This is a genomic window from Cellulosimicrobium funkei (assembly GCF_001019615.1).
Taxonomy (GTDB): Bacteria; Actinomycetota; Actinomycetes; order Actinomycetales; family Cellulomonadaceae; genus Cellulosimicrobium; species Cellulosimicrobium cellulans_E.
Genome location: NZ_JNBQ01000007.1, coordinates 19,611 through 38,195 on the forward strand (window position 1 = coordinate 19,611; position 18,585 = coordinate 38,195).

Below are 18,585 nucleotides of genomic sequence, written 5' to 3' on the forward strand. Positions count from 1 at the left end.
AACCCCCGAGGCGCGCCACGGTCCGGGTCGACGAGGACCCGGGCCGGTGGCACGCCTGGGGCGGCACCGCTGGTGGGTGCCGCCCCGATCTCGCTCGGCTGGGCGCGGGTGTGCGGGTCAGGACTCCGCGAGGAGCTCGTCGAGCTGCTCGTAGCCCTCGCGGACGCCGACCTCCATGCCGCTCGCGACGAAGCTGTCGCGACCCTCGATCGAGTCGACGAGCGACGTCGCGGTGAGGCGGCTGCGGCCGTCGGGCAGGTCCTCGAACACGAGGCGGTCCAGCGAGACACCGTCGGGGAACCCCTCGTACGTGAAGGTCTGGACGATGAGCTCGTCCGGGCGCACCTCGTGGACGCTGCCGAAGAACGCGTACTCGTTGCCGTCGGGGTCCACCTGGACGTAGCGGTAGGCGCCGCCCGTGCGCACGTCCCAGTGCTCGTTGCGCTGGGTGAGGTAGCGCGGGCCGTTCCAGCGCGCGAACAGCTCGGGGTCGAGGTGGGCGCGGAAGACCTTCGCCGCGGGCGCGTCGAACTCGCGCACGATGCGGACGATCGGGAGGTCCTTCGGGACGACGATCTCGGTCTCGTGGGTGCCGGTGGTGGTCATGGTGCTGCTCCTGTCGTCGGGTCGTTCTCGGGTGCGGCCGCCGGGTCGGGCAGGTCGCGCAGGACGTCGTCGAGGCGGCGGTAGCGGTCCTCCGCCTCGCGCCGGTAGCGCTCGATCCACTTCGTCATGAGGTCGAAGACCTCCGCCTCGAGGTGCACGGGGGCGCGTCGGGCGTCCGTCGTGCGGGTCACCAGTCCGGAGTCCTCGAGCACGCGCAGGTGCTTGGACACGGCCTGGACGGACATGTCGTACGGCCGGGCGAGCTCGCCCACGCTGGCGTCACCCGACGCGAGCCGGGCCACCATGTCGCGGCGCGTGGGGTCGGCCAGCGCCGAGAACACGCGCGAGAGCGGGTCGGCCGTCACGGGACCTCCTCGTCGGGCGCCGCGCGCGACGTCCGATAGTCAACTGTTCGGTTGACTAAGACGTTACGCCTGCCTCCGGGGCTCGTCAACCCCGTGGTTGATAAGAAGGTCAGGTCCGTCGTGCGCGCTCGAAGTCGTCGAGCGAGACCTTGCGCTCGACGGCGTGGTCCACGATCCGCTCGGGGTACCCGGCCGGTTGCTCGCGCAGCGTCCACGGCTCGTGGACCGCCCGGCCCTCGACGCCCCGCAGCTCCGGCACCCAGCGGCGCACGTAGGTGCCGTCGGGGTCGAACTTCTTGCCCTGCGTGACGGGGTTGAAGATGCGGAAGTACGGCGCGGCGTCCCGGCCCGTCCCGGCCACCCACTGCCAGTTGAGCTGGTTCTGGGAGACGTCGCCGTCCGCGAGGTGCGCCATGAAGTGCGCCGCGCCGCGCTGCCACCGCACGTGCAGGTCCTTGACGAGGAACGACGCGACCACCATCCGCACGCGGTTGTGCATCCACCCCTCGCCGAGGAGCTGGCGCATCCCCGCGTCGACGAGCGGGTAGCCGGTGCGCCCGGCCGCCCAGGCCGCGAGGTACCGGTCCTCGTCCGCCCCGGTCGCCCACGCGTCGTCGGGCACGACCGTGCGCAGCGACCGCCGCGCGGCCCCCGGGTGGTGGAACAGGACGTCCGCGTGGAACTCGCGCCACGCGAGCTCCGAGCGGTAGGCGAGCGCGTCGTCGGACGGCGCGAGCCCGTCGTGCAGGGCGCTCCGCACGTCCGCGAGGAGGGTCCGGGGGTGGAGCTCGCCCCACTTGAGCGGGATCGACATGCCCGACGTCGCGGGCCGGTCCGGGCGGTCGCGCTCGGTCGCGTAGCCCGCGAGGTGGTCCGCCAGGAAGTCCCGCCACCGCCGGCGCGCGGCCGCCTCGCCCGCGGCCGGGAGCCGGGCGTCGGTCCCCGGGTCGTCCGGGACGCCGTCGGACCGCAGCGACGCCCACGGCGCGTCGCGCGGGCGCGGCACCGGGTCGCGCCACCCGTGCGTGACCCACGCGTCGCGGAACGGCGTGAAGACCTGGAACGGGGTCCCGGTGCGCGTGAGCACGCGCCCGGGTGCGACGGCGTAGGGCGAGCCGGTGCGCACGAGGCGCGCGCCGCCGTCGGTCAGCGCCTGCTCGACCGCCTCGTCCCGCGCGACACCGTAGGGCTCGTACGCCCCCGCGACGTGCACCTCCTCGGCGCCCACCTCGCGTGCGAGGGCGGGCACGACCACGCGCGGGTCGCCGTGCCGGACGACGAGCCTGCCGCCCGTCGCCTCGTCGAGCGCGGCGAGGCTCCGCGCGAGGTAGGCGCGGCGCGGGTCGCCTGCGGCGCCCCAGAGGCGCGGGTCGAGCACGTAGAGCGCGACGACGTCGTCGCCGGCCTCTCGGGCGGTCTCGACGGCCACTGCGAGGGCCGGGTTGTCGGCGAGGCGCAGGTCGCGGCGGCACCACCAGAGCGTCGGCATCCGGCCACGCTAACGGTCGCCTGCCGCGCACGCCGGTGGGAGCATCGCAGGATGGACGGTGACGACCCGCAGGGGAAGGACGACGCCCGGCGCCGCGCGCTCGGTCGCGAGGCGCGCACCGAGCCGGACCCGGGCGCACCACCCCTCGGTTCGGGTACCGCGGCCGGTGTCGGGGCGGCCGAGGGACCGGCGGCCGGGGCGATCGAGGGGGACCACGCGTTCTTCGGGCACCCGCGCGGCCTGCTGACGCTCTTCACCACGGAGCTGTGGGAGCGGTTCAGCTACTACGGGATGCGCGCGATCCTGCTGTTCTACCTCACGGACACCGTGGCGAACGGCGGTCTCGGCATCGACGAGACGACCGGGCTCGCGCTCGTGTCGATCTACGGCACGAGCGTGTACCTGCTCTCGGTCGTCGGCGGCTGGCTCGCGGACCGCGTGATCGGCTCGCGGCGCTCGGTCCTGTACGGCGGGATCATCATCGCGGCCGGGCACGTGAGCCTGACGGTCCCCGGCACGGGCTTCTCGATGGCCGGCATCGCGATGGTGGCGCTCGGGACCGGCCTGCTCAAGCCCAACGTGTCCTCGATGGTCGGCGAGCTCTACGCGCGCGACGACCCGCGCCGCGACTCGGGCTTCTCCATCTTCTACATGGGCATCAACCTCGGGTCGTTCATCGCGCCGTTCCTCGTCGGGGCGGCGCGTGCCTGGGGCGGCTACCACGCCGGGTTCGCCGTGGCGGCGGTCGGCATGGCCGTCGCGCTCGTGTTCTTCGTCGCCGGCCGCCGCTACCTCGGCGAGGCAGGCGCGCACGTGCCCAACCCCGTGCGCCCCGAGGAGCGGGCGAAGATCGCGCGCATCTTCCTGCTCATCGCCGCGGGCGTCGTGCTCGTCGGGCTGATCGCGGTCCTGGTGGCCGGCGGCTTCGACATCTCGACGTTCATCGACACGATGTCCTACCTCGCGTTCCTCGCGCCGATCGCGTACTTCATCGTCATGTACCGCTCGCCGCGCGTGACCGACGCCGAGCGGCCCCGCGTCATCGCGTACATCCCGCTGTTCGTCGCGGCGATGCTCTTCTGGATGATCTTCGAGCAGGCCGCGACGACGCTCTCGGCGTTCGCCAAGGACCGGACGGACCTCACGTTCTTCGGGGTCGGCATCAGCCCCGAGTTCTTCCAGTCGGTGAACCCGCTGTCGATCATCGTCCTCGCGCCGGTGTTCGCGTGGATCTGGCTCAAGACCGGCGACCGCCCGACGACGGCCAACAAGTTCGCGATCGGCCTCACGCTCGCGTCGGTCTCGTTCCTCTTCCTCGCCGTCGCGTCCGCGGTCGTCGGCGACGGCAAGGCGCCGTCGTGGGTGCTCGTGCTCGTCTACGTGATCCAGACGCTCGGCGAGCTGTGCCTCTCGCCGGTCGGCCTCGCCGCGACGACGTTGCTCGCGCCCAAGGCGTTCCGCTCCCAGGCGATGGCCCTGTGGTTCCTCGCGCCCGCGGCCGGGCAGGCCATCACGGCGCAGGTCGTGCAGGTCACGGAGGGGGCGTCGGACACCGCGTACTTCGGCAGCATCGGCGCCGTGACGCTCGTGTTCGCGCTCGCGCTGTTCGCGCTCGCGCCATGGGTCACGCGGCACATCCGGCACGCCGACGAGCTCGAGGGCGCGCACACCGCCGGGGCCTGACGGGGCAGCGCTTCCGACGTGCGCACCGCGACCCGGGGCGCGCGAGGCCGCGCCGTTGCGACCTCGCGCGGTTCCGGGCCCGGCGTCCTGCTGTCAGCGCAGCCAGGGCGCCCGGCGGACCAGGGGCAGCGCGGCCCAGCGACGTCCGAGCCCCCAGGTGTCGCCCGCGAGCGTCGTGGCGAGGACGACGAGGAGCAGCACCACGAGGACGTGCTGGTCGACGACCGGGTTGTTCGACCCGGGCGTGAACGGCCACTGCGAGAGCCAGAGCATCCCGAAGAGCAGCGCGCCGCTCACCGCGGCCACGCGCAGGCCGATCCCGAGCAGGAGCGCGAGCCCCACGCCGAGCAGCCCGAGCATGAAGAGCCAGTCGGTGACCGGGCCGGCCATCGCGGTGAACGTCCCCGCGAGCGGGCCCTGGACCCCGTGCTCGAGGTAGCCCTGCGCCGGGGCGGCACCCGCGAGCCACGCGCGCTCGCGCGGCGTCGCGTAGCCGAGGCCGACGAGCTTGTCGGCGAAGGGCCAGAGGAAGACGACGGCGCCGCCGAGACGGGCGAGCGCGAGGGCGTGCCGGGCGGAGGAGCGCGTGACGACGGCGTCCTGGGCGACGAGGCCGGGCGCCGCCGGGGCGGTGGCGCCGGGAGCGGCCCCGGACGACGCGTCGGGCGGTGAGGTCGTGCGCGTGGTGGACGTGGACATGAGGTGCCCCCTCGGGAACGGGATCTGAGATCGGGTCGGTGCCCGGGCCTGGCCTGCTGCCCCTGCGCGGTGTCGCTCTCCGTCGAGGCGTCGCCGAGCGCCCTGGCCGTGCCGTGCTCGTCCACGGTGGCAGGACGACCTGCGGCGGTTCAACCCTTACGTAACGTTTAGGTGGAGATCCCTCAGTGGGTAGGGACTCCGCGTACGTAGCCCGACGACCACGAGACGGACGCCCGGTTCGTCCGGTCGCCGGCAGGCGTAATGTGACCCGGCGGCCGGAGGATCGGCCGCGGCCACCCGTCGAAGGAGCTGAACCGACATGAGCCGCCCCCTGCGCTCCCGGACGTCCACCCACGGCCGCAACATGGCCGGCGCCCGCGCCCTCTGGCGCGCGACCGGCATGGGCTCGGAGGACTTCGGCAAGCCGATCATCGCGATCGCGAACTCGTACACGCAGTTCGTCCCCGGCCACGTCCACCTCAAGGACATGGGCGACCTCGTCGCGTCGGCGATCCGCGAGGCCGGTGGCGTCTCCAAGGAGTTCAACACGATCGCCGTCGACGACGGCATCGCGATGGGCCACGGCGGCATGCTCTACTCGCTGCCGAGCCGCGACCTCATCGCCGACTCGGTCGAGTACATGGTCAACGCGCACTGCGCCGACGCGCTCGTGTGCATCTCGAACTGCGACAAGATCACGCCCGGCATGCTCAACGCGGCCCTGCGGCTCAACATCCCCGTGATCTTCGTGTCCGGCGGCCCCATGGAGGCCGGAAAGGCGGTCATCGCCGACGGCGTCGCCAAGACCCCCCTCAACCTCGTCAACGCGATCAACTACTCGGCGGACGACGACGTGTCCGACGCCGCGCTCGCGCAGGTCGAGGAGAACGCGTGCCCCACGTGCGGGTCGTGCTCGGGCATGTTCACCGCGAACTCCATGAACTGCCTCACCGAGGCGCTCGGCCTGTCGCTGCCGGGCAACGGCTCGACCCTCGCCACGCACGCCGCGCGCAAGGAGCTCTTCCTCGAGGCCGGCCGCACAATCGTCGACCTCGCCAAGCGCTACTACGAGGACGAGGACGACTCCGTCGCGCCGCGCTCGATCGCGACCAAGGCCGCGTTCTCCAACGCCATGGCGCTCGACGTCGCCATGGGCGGCTCGACCAACACCGTGCTGCACATCCTCGCCGCGGCGCAGGAGGGTGAGGTCGACTTCGACCTCACCGACATCGAACGCATCAGCCGCCAGGTGCCGTGCCTGTCCAAGGTCGCGCCGAACCACCCGAACTTCCACATGGAGGACGTGCACCGCGCCGGCGGGATCCCCGCCCTCCTCGGCGAGCTCGACCGCGCGGGCCTGCTCGACCACGACGTCACGAGCGTCCACACGCCGACGCTGCGCGCCTGGCTCGACGACTGGGACGTCCGGGGCGGCAAGGCGACCGAGCGGGCGATCGAGCTGTTCCACGCGGCGCCCGGGGGAGTGCGCACCACGCAGGCGTTCTCGACGTCGAACCGCTGGGAGTCGCTCGACACCGACGCCGCAAACGGCTGCATCCGCGACCTCGAGCACGCGTACACCGTCGAGGGCGGCCTCGCCGTGCTGCGCGGCAACCTCGCCGAGGACGGTGCCGTGTTCAAGACTGCCGGGGTCGACCCGGACGTCTTCCACTTCGTCGGCAAGGCGCTCGTCTGCGAGTCGCAGGACGAGGCGGTCGAGAAGATCCTCACCAAGCAGGTCGAGCCGGGGCACGTCGTCGTCGTGCGCTACGAGGGTCCCGCGGGCGGCCCGGGCATGCAGGAGATGCTGTACCCGACGTCGTTCATCAAGGGTCGCGGGCTCGGCAAGGTGACCGCGCTCATCACCGACGGCCGCTTCTCCGGCGGGTCGTCGGGCATCTCCGTCGGCCACGTCTCGCCCGAGGCCGCCGCGGGCGGCGTCATCGGCCTCGTCGAGGACGGCGACGAGATCGAGATCGACGTCGACACGCGCCTCATCCGCCTCAACGTCCCCGACGACGTGCTCGCCGAGCGTCGCGCCAAGATGGAGGCGCGCGAGAACCCGTGGCAGCCGGTCGACCGCGACCGCTACGTCTCGCCGGCGCTCCAGGCGTACGCCGCCATGGCGACGTCCGCCGACCGCGGCGCCGTCCGCGACGTGTCGCTCATCAAGCGCAGCCGCTGATCCCGACGACGACGGGCCCGCACCTCGTGAGGTACGGGCCCGTCGTCGGGTCTCGGCCCTGTGGGGCCGGGCCGGCGGTGTGCGCTCGCTCCCAAGCCCGCGGGTCGGGTCCGCGGCGCGGGTGGCCTCGGTGCTCGGGCTGCGGCGCCGTCACCCCGAGTCCTTCGGCCGTGGGTTCTAGGAGCGCCGCTCTGACGCCCCTTCGCATCCGAGCCCACCCCCACCGCTCAGCCGTCGGCACACCATCGCCTGGCGACAGGCCGACCGCGGTCCCGGCAGGCCGAACAGGTGACGTGGCTCGTCGGTCACGCTGGACGACCCCCTGAGACCTGCTCGGCGTGACGTCGCGACGTCCAGAGCGGCGCGCGACAACGACACGACCTGCGACCGTGACCTGCGGCACAGCGCTGCGGTGTGCGGCAGCGCCCTGCGGCGACCGGATGCGGCAGCGGGAAGATCCCGGCGAGACCGATTCCGCGGGAGGTCGCCCGGGTGCGCGACGACCAGGGCGAGACGGAGTAGGGCGGGTTGGGTGGTGGTGCCGCGTCGTGGCGGGTCTGGCGGGAGCCGCGAGGAACGAGCGGCGGATGGTAGACGCGGCACCACCACCCAACCCGACCACCCAGGGTGACCACGTGCCGTCGGGCAGCAGCACCACGGCCACCCACGCCGACCACGCGCCGTCGGGCACGAGAAACCACCGTTCTACCTCGCCGGGGCGCGGGTGGGTTCCTAGAGTGGGGGCATGACTGGGCAGACCCCGCGCACGGACGCCGGACCCGACCTCAAGCCTCGTTCCCGCCAGGTCACGGACGGCCTGGAGGCGACGGCGTCGCGCGGGATGCTGCGCGCCGTCGGGATGGGCGACGAGGACTTCGCCAAGCCGCAGATCGGCATCGCGAGCTCGTGGAACGAGATCACGCCGTGCAACCTGTCGCTCGACCGGCTCGCGCAGGGCGCCAAGGAGGGCGTGCACGCGGGCGGCGGGTACCCGCTGCAGTTCGGGACGATCTCCGTCTCGGACGGGATCTCCATGGGCCACGAGGGGATGCACTTCTCGCTCGTGAGCCGCGACATCATCGCGGACTCGGTCGAGACGGTGGTCCAGGCGGAGCGCCTCGACGGGACGGTCCTGCTCGCCGGGTGCGACAAGTCCCTCCCGGGGATGCTCATGGCCGCCGCACGGCTCGACCTCGCGAGCGTGTTCCTCTACGCGGGCTCGATCATGCCGGGCTGGGTCAAGCTCTCCGACGGCACGGAGAAGGACGTCACGCTCATCGACGCGTTCGAGGCGGTCGGCGCGTGCGCGCGCGGGCTCATGAGCCGCGAGGACGTGGACCGCATCGAGCGCGCGATCTGCCCCGGCGAGGGCGCGTGCGGCGGCATGTACACGGCGAACACGATGGCGTCGGTCGCGGAGGCGATGGGCATGTCGCTGCCGGGGTCGGCGGCGCCGCCGTCGGCGGACCGCCGTCGGGACGCGTTCGCGCACCGCTCGGGCGAGGCCGTCGTCAACCTGCTGCGGCTGGGGATCACCGCGCGCGACATCATGACCAAGGAGGCGTTCGAGAACGCGATCGCCGTCGTCATGGCGTTCGGCGGCTCGACCAACGCGGTGCTGCACCTGCTCGCCATCGCGCACGAGGCCGAGGTCGACCTCACGCTCGCCGACTTCGACCGCGTCGCGAGCCGCGTGCCGCACCTCGGCGACCTCAAGCCGTTCGGGCGCTACGTGATGAACGACGTCGACCGCATCGGTGGCGTTCCGGTCGTCATGAAGGCACTTCTCGACGCCGGGCTGCTGCACGGCGACGCGCTCACCGTCACGGGCCGCACGGTCGCGGAGAACCTCGCCGACATCGACCCGCCCGACCCGGACGGCAAGATCCTGCGGGCCCTCGACAACCCGATCCACCACACGGGCGGCATCACGATCCTGCACGGGTCGCTCGCGCCCGAGGGAGCCGTCGTGAAGTCCGCCGGGTTCGACGAGGACGTGTTCGAGGGCACCGCGCGCGTCTTCGAGCGCGAGCGCGCGGCGCTCGACGCCCTGGAGGACGGCACGATCACCGACGGGGACGTCGTCGTCATCCGGTACGAGGGCCCCAAGGGTGGTCCGGGGATGCGCGAGATGCTCGCGATCACGGGCGCCATCAAGGGCGCCGGGCTCGGCAAGACCGTCCTGCTGCTGACCGACGGCCGGTTCTCCGGCGGGACGACCGGCCTGTGCGTGGGGCACGTCGCGCCCGAGGCGGTCGACGGCGGCCCCATCGCGTTCGTGCGCGACGGCGACCCGATCCGGCTCGACGTCGCGAACAAGACGCTCGACCTGCTGGTCGACGCCGACACGCTCGCCGCCCGGCGCGACGGCTGGGCGCCGCTGCCCCCGACGTTCACGCGCGGCGTGCTCGCGAAGTACGCCAAGCTCGTCCAGTCCGCGTCGCGCGGCGCGATCCTCGAGTGACCCCGGGGCGCGCGGGCGGGGGAGGGGCGCACTAGCGTGGTGTCGCACCCCGCCGCAGCGACGCAGACCGGAGGACCGTCATGACCGAGACCGCCGACGACCGCATCACCGCGCGGCAGTTCCACGACAGCGACGGCGTCGAGGACTGGCGGGTCATCCTCAGGACGGTGCAGACGCTGTTCCGCACGGGCTCGTTCACCGCGGGGGTGGAGCTGGTCGACGCGATCGGCGAGCTCGCCGAGGCGGTGAACCACCACCCGGACGTGGACCTGCGCTACGGGACCGTGACGGTCCGGCTGACCTCGCACGACGTCGGAGGCGTCAGCGCGCGCGACGTCGCGCTCGCCCGGCAGATCTCCGCCGCGGCGCGAGAGCTCGACCTCGTCGCGGACCCGACGGCGGTGCAGGACCTCGAGATCGCGATCGACACGCTCGTCGGGACGGCGGTGCAGCCGTTCTGGCGTGCGGTCCTCGGGTTCGACGAGGGCTCCCCGGAGCTGCCCGCACCCGAGCTCCGGGACCCGACGACCCATGCCCCCGCGTTCTGGTTCCAGCAGATGGACGCGCCGCGCGAGCAGCGCAACCGGATCCACGTGGACGTGACGGTGCCGCACGACGTCGCCGAGGCGCGCGTGACGGCGGCCATCGCCGCGGGCGGGCACCTCGTGTCCGACCGCCGCGCGCCCGCCTTCTGGGTCCTGGCCGACGCCGAGGGCAACGAGGCGTGCGTGTGCACGTGGCAGTCGCGCGACTGACGACGTCCCGAGGCGCCGGGGGAGCGGGTGTGAGACGGGTGAGGGCGGTGCGCTCGTGGCCTGCGACGCTGGTCCCATGACAGCCCGTCCCGCGAGGTCCCCGCGTCGTCGTCGCCCGATCGCGCCGTCGGTCGTGCCCGTGCTCGTCGCCGCTGCCTGTGTCGTCGCGCTCGGAGCGTGCTCGACCGCCACGGAGCCGGGGCCCGGGTCGACGACGCCTGCCGACGCGCCGAGCCCGTCGGTCACCGACGACGCGACGGACGTGACCGAGCCGTCGGAGGACCCGACCGACGAGGCGGTCGACCCACTCGCCGACCGACCGACCGAGCCTCCGGCGCAGGCGGTCGACGCGGGCACGGTCGCGGCAGGCTCGCCTGCCGCGGCGAGCGGCACGGGGAGCGCGGAGGTGACGTTCGTGCGCGACGGCGACTTCGCCGTCGTCGTGCACCTCGACTGCGGCGAGTGCGCCGACACGCGGGCGTTCATGGCGCCCACGGGCGTCACCCCGTACCCCGGCACGCTCGGCGAGGCGACCGGCTCGTACCTCATGGACGTGTTCGAGGACTCCGCGCCGCAGCAGTCGATCTGGCTCGAGACGCCGAGGGAGTGGTCGGTGCGGTTCGAGAGCTGGAACGACCTCCCGCCCGTCACCGGAGCGCAGTCGGGCACGGGGTCGACGGTCCTGCGGCTGGACGGCACGGCGTCGAGCTCTGAGGTGTCGTGGGCCCCTGCCGGGCCGGAGGACTCGTTCCAGGGCCGGTACTTCGGCGTCACGCGCGAGGCGTCGCGCGTGGTCGGCGACACCGAGGCGTTCACCGAGACGTTCGACCTCGTGCTGCCCGGCGTCCTGGCCGTGAAGACCGCGGGCACCTGGAGCGTGACCCCGCACGGCTGACGACCAGCGCTGGGCGTCGCGGCTCGGGCCGCGCCGCGTCAGGCGCGCGCGACGACGAGCTCGTCGTACCCCGGTACGAGCACGCGCCGCTTGGCCCGGCGGGACACGATCTGCAGGGGCAGGCCGTCGTCCCACAGCGCGTGCAGCAGCGCGGCGATCTCGGCGCGCGCGAGCGCCGCCCCGAGGCACAGGTGACGGCCCGCGCCGAACCAGAGCTGCCGGGTCTCGCGCACGTAGGGGCGGTCGGCGCGGAACGGTCCGGCGGCGACGTTCGCGGCCCACGTGAGGATCATGACGCGCTCCCCGGCGCGCAGCGTGCGGCCCGCGACCTCGACGTCGGCGGACACGCCGCGCCCGATGACGGACGCCGGGCTGGTCACGCGCAGCCCCTCGCGCACCGCGTTCTCGACGACGTCGGGCTCGCCCGCGGCGCGCTCGACGGGGTGCGCGCGCTCGTCGGCCATGAGCCGCAGCAGGCGGTGCTGCTCGCGCGTGTCGATCAGGAGCGCCGTGGTGCGGGACATCGCGGACGCCGACGTCTCGGTGCCCGCCACCATGAGCAGGCTCGCGAGCCCTGTGGTCTCCTCCAGCCCGAGGCCGAGCTCGCGGCACCGGCCGAGCAGGCGGTCGGCGGGGGCGTGGCGCCAGCCGTCGGGAACGCCCCGGGTCAGCTCGGCGACGATCGCCTGCGCCGCGGTGACCTGCTCCGGCGACAGGTAGGTCGAGCCGGCGCTGCCGAGCGCGATCGACGCGAGGCGCTCGCCCGTCGCGAAGGCCACGAGCGCGTCGTCGTCCCCGGGGACGACGGCGCTCGCGCCGTCGGGAGCGGCGCTCCCGCCGAGCGTCGGGATGCCGAGCAGGGAGATCATCATCCGCCCCACGAGCACGCGGGCGAGCCGGCCCACGTCGACCGTCCCGCCCGCCGCGAGGGTCCGGCGAGCGTCGTCGAGCGCCACGGACCACGCGCCGTCGACGAGCGCCGCCGCGCTCGCCTCCGTGAAGAGCTCGCGCGAGCGCGTGCGCAGGTCGTGGTGGCCCGGGCCGTCGAACAGGTCGAGGACCCAGTCGCCGAGGATCTGCGCCCACAGGTGCCCGACCCCGCCCTCGCCGACGATCGTGAAGTGCCGGTGGTCGGTGAGGATGCGCCGCCCGACGGTCGGGTCCGCGGTCACCCAGCCCAGCCCGGGCACCTTCCGCAGGCCGCCGCCCTCGCGCGCTCCGGCGAGCGCTCCGCCCGCGAGCAGGACGCCGGCCATCGCGGGCCGCGCAGCGGCGAGCACCTGCAGCTCGCGCCGGGTCGTGGGCAGGGCGCGGCGTCGCTCGCGGGTGGTCACCGGCGCGGTCGTGGTCGCAGTCACCGGGTCAGTGTGGCGCACGCCGAGCCCGCCCGGGGGCGCGCACCGCGATCTGCGGATGGGCAGTTCACCCCATCGGATCCTGTGGACGACCGCCGTCGGAGCGGGTCTGCTTGGCTACTGTGTCGCGCGTGCCAGACAACCCCGCCGGGACGGCGTCCCGCCCGCCCCTCGCGCCCCCGACGGCTGTGCTCGCCGCCGTCGGGGTCCACCTGCCCGAGCGCACGGTCGACGTGCGCGAGGCGGAGCGCGCCCTCGCGGCGCGCAACCCGGGCGCGGCGCCGCGCGTGCCGATGGTCTCGCGCCTCACGGGCGTGCGGCAGGTCCATGTGCTCCCGGACGACTGGGACGCGTCCGACCTCGCGGTCGCGGCCGCGGAGAAGCTGCTCGCGACCGAGGGGCTGGCGACCGACGACGTCGACCTGCTCCTCTTCGCCTCGGCCAGCCAGGACATGGTCGAGCCGGCGACGAGCCACATCGTCGCGGCGAAGCTCGGCGTCCGCGCACCGGTGATGGACGTCAAGAACGCGTGCAACTCGGTGCTCAACGCGATCGAGGTCGCGGAGGCGCTCATCGGCACCGGGCGCTACGCGACCGTCCTGATCGCGTCGGGTGAGGCGCCGTCGCGCGCGGTGCGCTGGGACGTCCCGGACCGCGCGACGTACCTGCTCTCCGCGCCGGGCTACACGATGTCCGACGCCGGCGCGGCCGTCCTCGTGCGCCGCGCCACCGCCGTCGAGGCCGAGGCGCGCGACGCGGACGGCGTGCCCGCGCCGCGCGGCATCCTCGCGAGCGCGTTCGGTGCGGAGTCGGCGCACTGGGACGTCGGCATGCTCCCGGGCGGCGGCACGGCGCACCCGCGCGACCTCGAGCGGACGTACTTCGAGATCGACGGGTCGCGTCTGCGCGACGCGTTCCTCGCCCTGGGACCGGGCGTCGTCCTCGACGCGCTGGGTCGCGCGGGCCTGGGGTGGGACGACGTCGCGCTCGTCGCGGTCCACCAGGTCGCGGTCGCCTACCTCGACGACGTGCACGCCGCGCTCGGCCTCCCGACCGGCCGCACGCTCGTCACCGTCGCCGACCACGGCAACGTCGCCTCCGCGACGCTCCCGTTGCAGCTCGCCACGGCGCTGGAGACCGGCCGGGTCGGGCCGGGGGACGTCGTCGTGCTCGTCGGGCTCGCCGGCGGCATCAGCATCGGCGCGACGGTGGTGCGGCTGTGACCGCGCGGCGGTTCACGCGGCACGTCGCGAGCCCGCAGCGGCTCGCGGTCGTCGTGCCCGCGCGCGACGAGGCGCACGGGATCGTCGCGACGCTGGAGGCGCTGCGCGACCAGCAGGACACCGACTTCGACCTCGTCGTCGTGGACAACGGGTCGTCGGACGGCACGGGCGACCTCGTCCGGGAGACGGCGGCGGCGTGGGGCATGACGCGGTGGCGCGTGGTCGACGAGCCGCAGAAGGGCACGGGCGCCGCGGCCGACACGGGGATGCGGGCGGCGATCGAGCAGGGGGCGACGCACCTCGCGCGCACGGACGCCGACTGCCTCCCGCTGCCGGACTGGACGCGGCGCGTGCGGGCCGCGTTCGCGAGCGGGCACGACCTCGTCGCCGGCCGGCTCGTGGCGCGGACGGACGACCGGCCGGTCTCGCGCGTCCAGCAGGGCGTGCTGTCGGCGGCGGTGAGCGTCGCGAGCACGTTCGGGCGGTTCCGGCCCGGCAACCAGGACCCGTCCTACCTCGGTCCCTACGTCATGGCGCCGGGCTGCAACCTGGCGATCACGGCCGAGCTCTACGTGGCCGCGGGCGGGTTTCCGCGCACGGCGATCGAGGACGTCCACGAGGATCGGGCGCTCGTCAACGCGGTGCGTCGCCTCACGCGGCGGTACGGGGCGCACCGCGAGGTCGTCGTGCTCGCGTCGGCGCGCCGGGCGCACGCCTGGGGCCTCGTCCGCACGCTCGGCTGGTACGCCGACCACCGCTACCGGCCCGACGTCGTGGACATCCGGTGACCGGGACGACGCTCGCGCCCGCGCCCACCGGGCTCGCCGCGGCGATGCGCTGGGAGGAGCGCGTCCAGCGCGGGGCGCACCCGCTCGTCTACCCCGCGATCCGGGCCCTGCGCCACCGCGGTCCGGTCGTGCGCGTCCCCGGCATCGGGGTGGTCGTGTCCGACGCCGCTACCGCGCGGGCCGTGCTGCTCGACACCGAGCGCTTCACCAAGGTGGGCCCGGGGTCGCCGTCGGACCTCTGGACGCCCGTGCTCGGCCCGTCCGTGCTGCTCAACATGGAGGGCGCCGACCACGCGCGCCTGCGCCGGGCGCTGTCCGGACTGTTCACGCCCCGTGCGGTGCGCGAGCTCGTCGCGGTGAGCGTCCCCGACGTCCTCGCGGGGCTCGCCCCGCGCCTGCTCGCGGGCGAGCGCGTCGACCTCGTCGCGGAGACCGCGACCATGGCGGGCACCGTCATCTGTGCCATGACCGGGCTGCCGCCCACCGACGCCGCCGTGCGCGAGGCGATGACGGCCGCGCAGTCCGTGGTCGGGCTCGTGCGGCTGCACCGGCGCAGCCTCACGCCCGCGCAGGTGCGGCACGCGCGCGCCGTCCTCGCGCGGCTGTCCGCCCCGGCCCGCGACGCCTACCGCGCGGGCGACCCCGCGACCGTCCCCGGTCGCATGCGCGAGCTCGGGCTCTCGGAGGACGAGGCGATGGGCGCGGTCGGCGCGTTCGTCCTCACGGGGACCGAGACCATCCAGTCCTTCGTGCCACGCCTCGTCGCGCTCACCGCGGACACCGGCTGGCTCGACCGGCTCCTCGCGGCCGACCCCGGCGCCGGACCGGAGGCCGCGGCGCTGCGCGGGCGCGTCGTCGAGGAGGCGCTGCGCGTCACGGCGCCGACGCCCGCGATGCTGCGCTCGGTGCGCACCGACGCGACCGTGGGCGACGTCCGCGTCCGCGCGGGGGACCGGGTCGTGATCGCGACGATCTCCTGCTGCAAGGACGCAGGCCCCTTCGACCCGGACGCCCCCGTCGACCCGGCCGTGCGGCACCTGTGGTTCGGCGCCGGCCCGCACTTCTGCCTCGGCATGCCGCTCGCCATGGCTCAGGTCGACGCGGTGCTGGACGCGCTGCGCCCCGTCGCGGCCGCGGGGCGCAGCGTCGAGGTCGTCGACCGTGCCGTCGCGCGCGGCGTGCTCATCCCCGCGTACCGTTCGCTCGTCGTGCGACCGGCCGACGGCGGGGCGCGCGCGTCGGGTGCGGCCACGCGCCCGGTCGCGGGATCGGCCGTGTCGCAAGCAGGGGAGGCGGCGTGACCGCGCCCGACGACGTGGCCGGCCACCTGCTCGGCCCGATCCTCGAGCGGGGCGCCCCCGGCCACGTGTCCGAAGGGGCCGTCGCGCTCCGACGCTGGACGCGGCCCGGACGCCGCGGCGCACGCGTGCGCGAGGAGGTCACGTACGCCGACCTCGCGCACCGCGTCGAGGCGACCGCGACGGCGCTCGCGGCCGACGGTCTCGCGCCCGGCGACCGGGCGCTGTTCTCGGTGCGCCCTCGGCCGGCGGGCGTCGTGCTCGCGTTCGGCGTCGTCCGTGCGGGCGGCACGATCGTGTTCGTCGACCCTGGCTCGACCCCCGAGCTGTTCACGGCGCGCGTGGGCGCGGCCGGGCCGTCGCTCGCGACCACCGAGTCGCTGCTGTACGCGGTGTCGCGGGGGCCGCTGCGCCGTCTGGCCCGCTCGCGCGGCCTGCTGCTGCCGGACTACGCGAGCCTGCCGCTGCGGCACGTGCACGCGGGTCCGTGGCTCCCCGGGGTGCCGCGCGGCTCGCGCGCCGCGCGCCGCCTCGCCGCGGGTCCTGTCGCCCACGCGGCGCTGCCGTCGCTCGACCCGGACCGTGAGGCCCTGACCGTCTTCACGTCCGGTACGACGGCGCAGCCCAAGGCCGTCGTGCACACGGCCGGGTCCCTGCTCGCCGGGTGCGACCTGCTGCGCGACGTGTTCGAGCTCGCACCGGGCGACGTCGTGCACACCGACCAGATGCTGCTCGGTGTCCCCGCGCTGCTCGCGGGCGCCACGTGGTCCGTGCCCGCCGACCCGCCGGGTCGCGACATCGCGACGTTCGCACGCCAGCTCGACGGCGCCGCGGGCACCTACCTCGTGCCGGCGGACGTCACGGCGCTGCTCGACGCGGTCGAGGACGGGACGGTGCCCGCGCGCGGGCCGCGCGTCGCGCTCGTCGGCGGGGCGCCCGTGACGCGTGCGCTGCTGGAGCGCGCGACGCGCGTGCTGCCCGGGACGCGCTGGGTCGCGGTGTACGGGATGACGGAGATCCTGCCGGTCGCGGTGGTCGAGGCGCGCGAGAAGCTCGCGTACGCGGGGGACGGCGACCTGGTCGGCGCACCGCTGCCCGGTACCGTCGCGCGACTCGACCCGGTCGAGGGCGAGGGGCCCGAGGACGGCCAGGACGCCCCCGGCGGGCCCGGGCACGACATCGTCGTCGGGGAGCTCGTGCTGTCCGGGCCGTCGCTCATGGCGGGCTACCTGCACGACCTCGACGCGCCCGCGCGTGGCCTGGGCGCACGGGCCGCGGAGCACCGTACCGGCGACCTCGCGCGCGTCGACGACACCGGGCGGCTCGTGCTCGTCGGCCGCACGCGAGACATGATCATCCGCGGCACGACGAACATCTACCCCGGCCTGTACGAGCCGCGCGTCGCGGCGCTCGACGGCGTCGGCGAGGCGCTGCTCGTGGGCGTGCCCCAGGTGGACGGCGACGAGCGGGTCGCGCTGGTCGTCACGGCGGGGACGGGTGACCCGGCGACGGGTGACCCTCGGCCGGATGGGGCCACCGGGCGCGGTCCACGGTCCGACGGCGGGTCGGCGGTCCGCCTCGACCCGCACCACCCGCTCGTCGACCGGGTGCGGGCCGCGCTGCCGGGCGTGCTCGACCACGACGCGCTGCCCGACGTCGTGCTGCACGCCGACCGCGTCCCGCTCGCCGGTCGCTCGCGCAAGCCCGACCGTGCGGCGCTCTCCCGCGCCGCCGCGCCGTTCGTGCACGCCGAGCCGACCGCCGTCGGCCGGGACACCCACGGCGCCCGCGCGTGAGGATCGTCGTCACCGGGGCGTCGGGGTTCGTCGGGGGAGCGGTCGCACGCGGTCTCGTCGCCGACGGCCACGAGGTCTGGACGTCCTCCCGCCGCGACCCGGGGATCCCGGGCGCCCGGCACCTCGCGTGGGACCTCACCGCCGGTCCGCTCGCCGACCCGCCCGCGGTGGACGCCGTCGTGCACTCGGGTGCCGCCGTGTCCGACTGGTGCGCGCTCGAGGTCGCGCGCGCGACCAACGTCGGCGGGACGCTCGCGGTGCGCGACACGTTCCCGGGCGCGCGGTTCGTGCACGTGTCGTCCGGCAGCGTGTACGACCCGTACGCCCCGAGCGTGCGCGCCCGCGAGCAGGAGGCTCCTGTCGCCCGGTACCTCGACGCCTACGGGACGACCAAGGCGGAGGCCGAGCGCGCGCTGGCCCGCGACGCCTCGGACCACCCCGACCGGGGCGCCGTCGTCGTGCTGCGCCCGCACGCCGTCTACGGCCCAGGAGACACGACGCTGCTCCCGCGGATCGAGGCGGCCGTGCGGCGCGGACGCCTCGTCCTGCCCGGAGGGGGCGGCGCGCTCCAGTCGCTGACGCACGTCGACACGCTGCTCGCCGCGGTGCGCGCCGCCGTCGCGCTGCCCGACGACGCCGCCCGTGCGCCTGGCCGCGGAGAAGTGCCGACCCGGGGGCTGCTCGTCGCGAACGTCGCCGACGCCGAGCCGGTCGTGCTGCGCGACGCGCTCACCGAGGCGCTGCGCCGCCGCGGCACCGCCGTCCGTGTCGTCGCCGTCCCGGTCCGCCCCGCGTGGGCGATGGCGGGCGCGGTCGAGACGGTCGCGCGCTGGCTGCGACGGCCCGAGCCGCCGCGCCTCACGAGGTACGCGCTGAGCCACCTCGCGATGGAACGCACCTACGACCTCACGGTCCTGCGCGACGTGCTCGGGGTCGAGCCGGCTCCCACGAGCTTCGTCGGGGCCGAGCGGTGGTAGCGGCGAA

15 protein-coding genes are annotated in these 18,585 nt (G+C 74.9%); 10 read left to right on the plus strand and 5 right to left on the minus strand.

Going from position 1 to position 18,585, the window contains the following annotated elements; all coding sequences use genetic code 11:
- Positions 1–117: 117 nt before the first annotated feature.
- The 3 genes from FB00_RS08625 to FB00_RS08635 all read right to left on the minus strand — a co-directional run bounded on the left by FB00_RS08625 (position 118) and on the right by FB00_RS08635 (position 2,460).
- Positions 118–606: an SRPBCC family protein gene (locus FB00_RS08625; protein ID WP_047232515.1), complete on the minus strand. Its 489-nt coding sequence runs from the start codon at positions 604–606 to the stop codon at positions 118–120.
- Positions 603–971, minus strand: a complete 369-nt coding sequence (locus FB00_RS08630) for an ArsR/SmtB family transcription factor (RefSeq protein ID WP_047232516.1) — start codon at positions 969–971, stop codon at positions 603–605. The genes FB00_RS08625 and FB00_RS08630 overlap by 4 nt, the downstream gene beginning before the upstream one ends.
- A gap of 109 nt (positions 972–1,080) precedes the next feature.
- Positions 1,081–2,460, minus strand: a complete 1,380-nt coding sequence (locus FB00_RS08635; protein ID WP_047232517.1) for a cryptochrome/photolyase family protein — start codon at positions 2,458–2,460, stop codon at positions 1,081–1,083.
- A gap of 51 nt (positions 2,461–2,511) precedes the next feature.
- Here FB00_RS08635 and FB00_RS08640 point away from each other — a divergent pair, with 51 nt between their 5' ends.
- On the plus strand, positions 2,512–4,143 hold the full coding sequence (locus FB00_RS08640) for a peptide MFS transporter (protein ID WP_082141150.1): 1,632 nt from the start codon (positions 2,512–2,514) through the stop codon (positions 4,141–4,143).
- Between the two features lie 93 nt (positions 4,144–4,236).
- On the opposite strand, the gene FB00_RS08645 is transcribed toward FB00_RS08640, so the two are convergent.
- A complete protein-coding gene (locus FB00_RS08645; protein WP_047232518.1) occupies positions 4,237–4,842 on the minus strand; it encodes a hypothetical protein in 606 nt (201 codons plus the stop codon).
- 319 nt (positions 4,843–5,161) lie between these two features.
- On the opposite strand from FB00_RS08645, the gene ilvD (FB00_RS08650) reads away from it, so the two are divergent.
- From ilvD (FB00_RS08650) to FB00_RS08665, 4 genes are all read left to right on the plus strand, one after another.
- Positions 5,162–7,027: a dihydroxy-acid dehydratase gene (gene ilvD / locus FB00_RS08650; protein ID WP_047232519.1), complete on the plus strand. Its 1,866-nt coding sequence runs from the start codon at positions 5,162–5,164 to the stop codon at positions 7,025–7,027.
- Positions 7,028–7,772: 745 nt separating this feature from the next.
- Entirely contained in the window at positions 7,773–9,491 is a 1,719-nt protein-coding gene (gene ilvD / locus FB00_RS08655) for a dihydroxy-acid dehydratase (RefSeq protein ID WP_047232520.1), read from the plus strand.
- An 80-nt stretch (positions 9,492–9,571) separates the two neighbouring features.
- Positions 9,572–10,246 (plus strand): 4a-hydroxytetrahydrobiopterin dehydratase, encoded by a 675-nt coding sequence (locus FB00_RS08660; protein ID WP_047232521.1) that lies wholly within the window; start codon positions 9,572–9,574, stop codon positions 10,244–10,246.
- 76 nt (positions 10,247–10,322) lie between these two features.
- Positions 10,323–11,141, plus strand: a complete 819-nt coding sequence (locus FB00_RS08665) for a hypothetical protein (RefSeq protein WP_156186346.1) — start codon at positions 10,323–10,325, stop codon at positions 11,139–11,141.
- 38 nt (positions 11,142–11,179) lie between these two features.
- Here FB00_RS08665 and FB00_RS08670 read toward each other — a convergent pair whose 3' ends face one another.
- Positions 11,180–12,499: a cytochrome P450 gene (locus tag FB00_RS08670; RefSeq protein WP_231581782.1), complete on the minus strand. Its 1,320-nt coding sequence runs from the start codon at positions 12,497–12,499 to the stop codon at positions 11,180–11,182.
- Positions 12,500–12,627: 128 nt separating this feature from the next.
- Between FB00_RS08670 and FB00_RS08675 the strand changes: the two genes are divergently transcribed.
- The 5 genes from FB00_RS08675 to FB00_RS08695 are packed head-to-tail and all read left to right on the plus strand — an operon-like array spanning position 12,628 to position 18,578.
- Complete coding sequence (locus tag FB00_RS08675; RefSeq protein WP_231581783.1) at positions 12,628–13,719, plus strand: 3-oxoacyl-ACP synthase III family protein; 1,092 nt, start codon at positions 12,628–12,630, stop codon at positions 13,717–13,719.
- Complete coding sequence (locus tag FB00_RS08680) at positions 13,716–14,507, plus strand: glycosyltransferase family 2 protein (protein WP_047232525.1); 792 nt, start codon at positions 13,716–13,718, stop codon at positions 14,505–14,507. Before FB00_RS08675 ends, FB00_RS08680 begins: the two co-directional genes overlap by 4 nt.
- Complete coding sequence (locus FB00_RS08685) at positions 14,504–15,808, plus strand: cytochrome P450 (RefSeq protein ID WP_231581784.1); 1,305 nt, start codon at positions 14,504–14,506, stop codon at positions 15,806–15,808. Before FB00_RS08680 ends, FB00_RS08685 begins: the two co-directional genes overlap by 4 nt.
- Positions 15,805–17,601, plus strand: coding sequence for a class I adenylate-forming enzyme family protein (locus FB00_RS08690; protein WP_052877555.1), 1,797 nt, complete (start codon positions 15,805–15,807; stop codon positions 17,599–17,601). Before FB00_RS08685 ends, FB00_RS08690 begins: the two co-directional genes overlap by 4 nt.
- Positions 17,598–18,578: an NAD-dependent epimerase/dehydratase family protein gene (locus FB00_RS08695; protein ID WP_047232526.1), complete on the plus strand. Its 981-nt coding sequence runs from the start codon at positions 17,598–17,600 to the stop codon at positions 18,576–18,578. Before FB00_RS08690 ends, FB00_RS08695 begins: the two co-directional genes overlap by 4 nt.
- Positions 18,579–18,585 lie beyond the last annotated feature (7 nt).

Bases quoted from the DNA above. Each gene is read 5' to 3' on its own strand.
- FB00_RS08625 (WP_047232515.1), bottom strand. From the start codon at position 606: ATGACCACCACCGGCACCCACGAGACCGAGATCGTCGTCCCGAAGGAC.
- FB00_RS08635 (WP_047232517.1), bottom strand. From the start codon at position 2,460: ATGCCGACGCTCTGGTGGTGCCGCCGCGACCTGCGCCTCGCCGACAAC.
- FB00_RS08640 (WP_082141150.1), top strand. From the start codon at position 2,512: ATGGACGGTGACGACCCGCAGGGGAAGGACGACGCCCGGCGCCGCGCG.
- FB00_RS08645 (WP_047232518.1), bottom strand. From the start codon at position 4,842: ATGTCCACGTCCACCACGCGCACGACCTCACCGCCCGACGCGTCGTCC.
- ilvD (WP_047232519.1), top strand. From the start codon at position 5,162: ATGAGCCGCCCCCTGCGCTCCCGGACGTCCACCCACGGCCGCAACATG.
- ilvD (WP_047232520.1), top strand. From the start codon at position 7,773: ATGACTGGGCAGACCCCGCGCACGGACGCCGGACCCGACCTCAAGCCT.
- FB00_RS08660 (WP_047232521.1), top strand. From the start codon at position 9,572: ATGACCGAGACCGCCGACGACCGCATCACCGCGCGGCAGTTCCACGAC.
- FB00_RS08665 (WP_156186346.1), top strand. From the start codon at position 10,323: ATGACAGCCCGTCCCGCGAGGTCCCCGCGTCGTCGTCGCCCGATCGCG.